Annotated in this window: 2 protein-coding genes; both read left to right on the top strand. The window is 29.1% G+C overall.

The window, feature by feature from the left end:
* Positions 1-2,647, top strand: a 2,647-nt coding sequence (locus L8V77_RS07585) for a hypothetical protein (RefSeq protein WP_263707388.1), incomplete at its 5' end; no start/stop codon positions are given.
* A gap of 4 nt (positions 2,648-2,651) precedes the next feature.
* Complete coding sequence (locus L8V77_RS07580; RefSeq protein WP_263707387.1) at positions 2,652-5,777, top strand: filamentous hemagglutinin N-terminal domain-containing protein; 3,126 nt, start codon at positions 2,652-2,654, stop codon at positions 5,775-5,777.
* Positions 5,778-5,909: the final 132 nt, after the last annotated feature.

Here is a 5,909-nt window from a genome sequence, read left to right as displayed (position 1 = left end):
TATGAGTAATGATGATATGTGGAAATTTGCAAAGTTAACTAAAGCACAAGGTGCAGCTTTTTCTCCGGTATTTAAGCCACAAAAAGCAGGCAATGTAGTAAATATGGGTAATATTACAGCAAATAGTCTTTTATTGCAAGGTAATAAAGTACTTTTAGATGCTGATACTAGTTGGGATAAGGAACACAATGGCATTAAATTTGGAAAAGTCAAAGCAAGAAATATAACATTGCAAGGTAGTGAAGTTCATGTTAATGTTGCCAGTATAGATGGAAGTGTTAAAGATCCTGATTTTTATTTGCAAGAGATAAAAGTTATAGGAAAAGGACAAGCTTATTTAGATGCTACTGGATATTTCTACAATACAAGCTCTGGAAGATCGTTGGCTCTTTTGGGAATTGATAATAGTAATAATAAATCTTTTAAAGTACATGATTATATTGGTATAGGCTCTATAGGTGATTGGTGGCATTTTGCTAAAGGGTGGAATGAAAAAGAGGATTTTAGGGTAAACGCTCCGTTTTCTTTTAAACTTACAAAAGATATATATTTTGAAACTGATTGTAAAAATGGAAAATGTACCGGAGAAAACTATGCTAATTACTGGTTTGACTTAAATGGTGATGGTAAAAAAGATGCTAATGAATATACTAGTATGATTATTGGCTATAACGATAAAAATTATTTTTATAAAAAATTAGATGGGCAAGGCTTTACCTTGAATAATATTTATATTGATACAACATCATTGAAAAGCAAGCCTCAATATGTAGGGATTTTTGGAAAAACTTATGGTAATTCTAGTGTGAGTAATTTAAATGTAAACTACAATCAAGGTTATATTAAAACAAATGGTGTGCAATATGTTGGAGGATTTATTGGTACTGCAATAAGAAAAGACTATAGCAATGATTTTCCAGAATTTAAAAACATAAATATAAGAGATATTAGTTATATAGATGCTAAAAATGATTCTGGATGGTTGTATGTTGGTGGTTTTGCAGGCGTATTAAATAGTGCTAGAGTAAATAATATAGGGGTTTACGGGATCAAAAATATAGTCGCTACAGGGGTTAGCGGAGTTGAAATTGTAAGTGCTGGTGGATTTGTTGGTAGGTTAGAACATGTAAATCGAGATAATCCTATTGAAATTGCATATGATACTATAAAAATTGAAGATATAGACTCCATCAAATCAACCTTTGATTGTGAAAAGTATTGTGGAGAAGCTTATGCTGGTGGTTTTGCTGGAGATATTCTTGTAAAAGATTCTTATTTCAAAATGCAAAATATCACTTTAGAAAATATAAGTAATATTGAAGCAAATACAAAAGGATATTTATCTGCAGCCGGTGGTTTTTTTGGAAATGGATCATTTAATATTTTTAATTTTGATGATAAATATAACATGGATAATGTCCTTGTTAAAAATATAGCCATGAAGAATATCGGAAATATTGAATCTATAGCTTCAAATCAAGCATATAGTGGAGGATTTTTTGGTGATTATATAACAAATCATGATGATTTTAAAACATCTTTTGAAAATATTTTTATTTATTTTAAACCAGATTCTAGTATTGTATCTAATGGTACCACTGCAGTAAAAGATATTTTCAGCAATAAAACAGTAAGTAAGAATAAAAATATTTTCATATATCATAAAAATTTAGATGGTGCTAATAACAATAGAGTAGTAGAAAGAAAATATATTGATGATGAGTTAATAAGTGAATTTAATGAAAAAATTCAAAGCATAAAAACTCCAAATATTGAAAAACCTAGTGAAATTTTTAAGCCAGATTTATCAGGTATAGGGGATATACAATATGAAAAAGTTGAGTTTCAAGAAGAATGGTGCAATAAAGAAGTAGTTCAAGCTATATTAGATGATATCTTAAATGGAAAATATAGAGTAAGTATCAATAAATTTGGTGAGATTGTGTTTCATGTAAGCACTGTAAACGGGGTTGAGATTACACTAGATTCTATTAAGCAAAGTTTGGATTTTCTTGATACACTCAAAGATAAAAATTCAGGATTTGATCAAACAGTTGAATTAAAAAGCATTTATGCAAAATACAACAAAGCTTTAAAAATAAAAGATGAGTATGTAGCAGCTCAAGAATATCTTTTTAATGATGGTAAAAATTCTTTTTATGAAACTTATGCAAAATATCAAAAAGAATTAGAAATTTATAATTCTTATATTAAAGAAATAGAAGCAGGTAAAAGAAAAATAAACGATCCTGAATATCTAGCTAGTCTTGATAGAATCAACTCTTTAGCAACAACATTAAAAAATCAAAGAGATATGGTAAATGGCATAGCTACTAAGCTTAATGATGAAAATATAGCAAAAAATGAATACGGCTATACTAATTTTAAATTTGTTGGGGATTTTGCATTAGATTTTGTACATAATCCGCAAAGCCCTGATGTAGATAATCCAAATAAGCCAGAATTGCCAGAAACTGATATAAAATTTGAACAAACAGCTTCACTTAATTTGATCGGAGATCATGCTGTTGAAGAAGAAGATGGCGAAGAAGAGATTGATGAAACTTCTTTGAAACAAAGAGGCCTTACGTGTATAGTTAGTGATAACTTTAAAACTATGAATCCTTGTATAGTTGGGGGATTATAAAATCATGAAAACACAAAGTAACTTCACAAATCACATCATACTTTCGGGTGTAGTTGCCTCCTTGGTTTTTTCTCCACTTATAGCTTTGCCAAGTGGAGGTAAATTTACTCATGGAACTAGCGGGACTATAACTTCTGGTAATGGTCATATGCAAATTAACGGTAATGGAACAAACTCAGTCATACAATGGGGCGGGGGCTTTAATATAGGTCAAGGTGAAACGGTAGAATTTAGAGGTAAAAGCCAAAACTACCTAAACATTGCTCATGGAGCGGGTAAATCTATGATAGAAGGTTTATTGAATGCAGGTGGTAAAAATGTTTTTTTAATCAATCCCAATGGAATAATCATTACCAAAACAGGTAGGATTGACGCTAATCGCTTTGTGGCATCAACTAGTACATTAAATAACGCAGATTATGAGAATTTCTTTAAAATGGGATCAAACTTTTCTCCTGTATTTAAAGGCGATAAACTTGGCAATGTGGTTAATATGGGTAATATTGATGTCAAAGAAAACTTAATCTTACAAGGTAATAAAATCATACTCAAGGCAGAAGCTGATAAAGGAACATTAAATCAAATTAAAGCCGGAAATAAAATTCACCTTGATGCAAATGAAATTTATGCAGATATTTCAACCGTAAAAACACCTAGTATAGAAACATCACATGCAAATAAAGGGGATTTGTATTTAAGTGCTATGGGGTATTATTTTAATCCTGAAAGAACATATAATGAATTTGATAATATTAGTAATTTAAATAAAAGTTATAAAAACTATGTTGATATAGGTTCTGTGCAGGATTGGTGGTATTTTGCTAAAGGTTGGAATGATAATAAAAAAGGCTTTAGAGAGACTGCTAATGGATATAGACTTACTAATGATATAGATTTTAAAGGCGAAAACTATGTTAATTATTGTATTGATGGGCAATGCACAAATATGATAATTGGCTATGATAATGAAAAAGTTTTTAATAAAAATTTCGATGGACAAGGTTTTAGTCTAAAAAATATTAAGATCGATTTTACTGCAGAACCAAATAGAGATAAAGAAGATCATGTTTATGTGGGAGTTTTTGGATATGTGAAAGATTCTACCATTAAAGACTTTAGAGTTGATTATGGAATGAATAGCATAAATGTTAATAATGTTGATTATGTAGGTGGTGTTTTTGGAAAAACTGAAAACAATACTATCTCGCAAATAGAGCTAAAAAACATCTCCGATATTACTTCAATAGGTAGAAATAAGGGTTTATTTTTTATAGGTGGTTTTGCAGGACTTGCCGGAGGCAATTTCTCAGATATTAGTTTATATACTATTAAAAATATAAGAGCTGAAAAAGGACAGAGCTCTTTAAATGTAGGCGGTTTTGCAGGTAATGTAAGAGGAAATTTTGAAAAAATATCTATTAAAAATATAGATAATATTATTGTAAAGGGTAATCCAAATTTACCAGCTTTTGTTGGAGGATTTGCTGGGCAGTTGTATAGTGGTAATTACATCAGAGATATAAAAATGGAGAATGTAAAAAATATAGATGTAACTTCTAGTGGATCTTTTGCTAATGTGGGTGGATTTATAGGTGAAATTGGAAGTAAAAATGCAAAGCTTAGTAATATCTACATCAAGAATTTAGAAAGTATAAAAGTAGATAATAAAAAACAACAAGGTGTAGCTTATGTAGGTGGATTTGCGGGAAAAAACTATAGTGCAAATTTAGAAAACATAGCTTTAGAAGGTAAGATAAATATTGATGTAAAATCTACAGATTCTATATACATTGGTGGATTTTTAGGATGTAATGGTGCTAATTCTTGGGGATGTTCAAATAGTGGTGGCTCCATAAAGAATGTTTCGCTATATTTTAAAGAAGGATCTTCTATAAATGCTAAGTCTTATCAAAATAAGACTGTAAATACAGACTTATTTGTAGCTAATAAAGTTGGAATAAATAATTCTAATACAGTATATCATTATGCTAATGACTTTGGGGGTTTTTCAACTAGTGGAGCAAGCGAAGTCAGTTATATAAATAATGATAAATATAGTGAATTCACATCAAAAATCCCTTCTATAACAGATCCTACAAAACCTAGTGAGGTATCTAGGGTTGATCTTGATAACGATGTGTTTTTAGATAATGAAGATTTGTATGAAGACATCATTAATGATGAAATCATTTCAGATCTAAAAAAATACTTAGCTATTAATGCAAATAGTGATTTAAAAAAGCTTTTAGAAGCGTATGGGAATTTAACAGATAGAAAATCAAAAGTACAGTTTATAGCAGAGTTTTTGTTAGATGATAGATATGATGATAAAACAAGCGAAGCTGAAAAATTAATGCAAAGCATGGATTTCTTACTTGCATACTCACAAAATAACAAGATTGACTCTAAATTTAAAGAAGGGGTGCAAGATAAATTTAACAGTTTAAAGCAAGATGCTAAAAATCATTATGACATCACTATAGCAAATAAAGATAAACTAATAGGTTTTATTAGAGATTTACAAAGCAAAGTGGAGAATATTAATGATTTAAAAGATAAATATAATAAAGAAAATTATCAAAAACAAATCGATGAACTTGCAACTAGGTATAACATAATAGTATCCATAATTAATAGCAATAAAAATTTAAGTGAAAGTTTGTTAAATAATTTTTATAGAGAATTAAGTTCTATATCTTCTGAAATAAAAAATCTTATGTTTTTAGCACAACTTGATAAAAACAAAAGTGATATTTCTATAGATGATTTTGAATCATTAAAAGCTAAAGCAAACCAATATGAGTATTTTACGCTCAATGGAAACTTTGATAAGGTTAGTAATGTCAAAATCCCTATCTTGGATTCTATAAAAGACAGTGAAAATGGTGGAGGTGGTGAAATAGAGATACCTGACAAACCTATTGATCCAGTAGAGCCATCAAGCAATGACTCAGATAATTCTTTGGTGTTTGAACAAACTGCTTCACTTAATTCAATAGGTAATAAAACATTAGAAGAGGAAGAAGATAAAAATGATATTGAGGAAGCTTCACCTATGCAAAAAGGTAAAATTTGTATAGTAAGTGATAATTCTAAAACTATGAATCCATGCATAGTAAGTGGAATGTAGTTATATACACTAGGATAAGTCCTAGTGTATATATAACGAGTATATTAATGAATACTCGTATTAAATAATATTTTGACAAATCAATAATAAATATTAAAAAATAAAAACTCTTAATTTTAAAAATATATAAAT

The organism is Campylobacter sp. IFREMER_LSEM_CL2127 (assembly GCF_025771745.1).
Taxonomy (GTDB): Bacteria; Campylobacterota; Campylobacteria; order Campylobacterales; family Campylobacteraceae; genus Campylobacter_D.
Note: the sequence above shows the minus strand (reverse complement) of the source record. Positions and strands in the feature narration are given on the sequence as shown.

Coding starts and splice junctions, on each gene's coding strand:
- L8V77_RS07580 (WP_263707387.1), top strand. CDS start 2,652: ATGAAAACACAAAGTAACTTCACAAATCACATCATACTTTCGGGTGTA.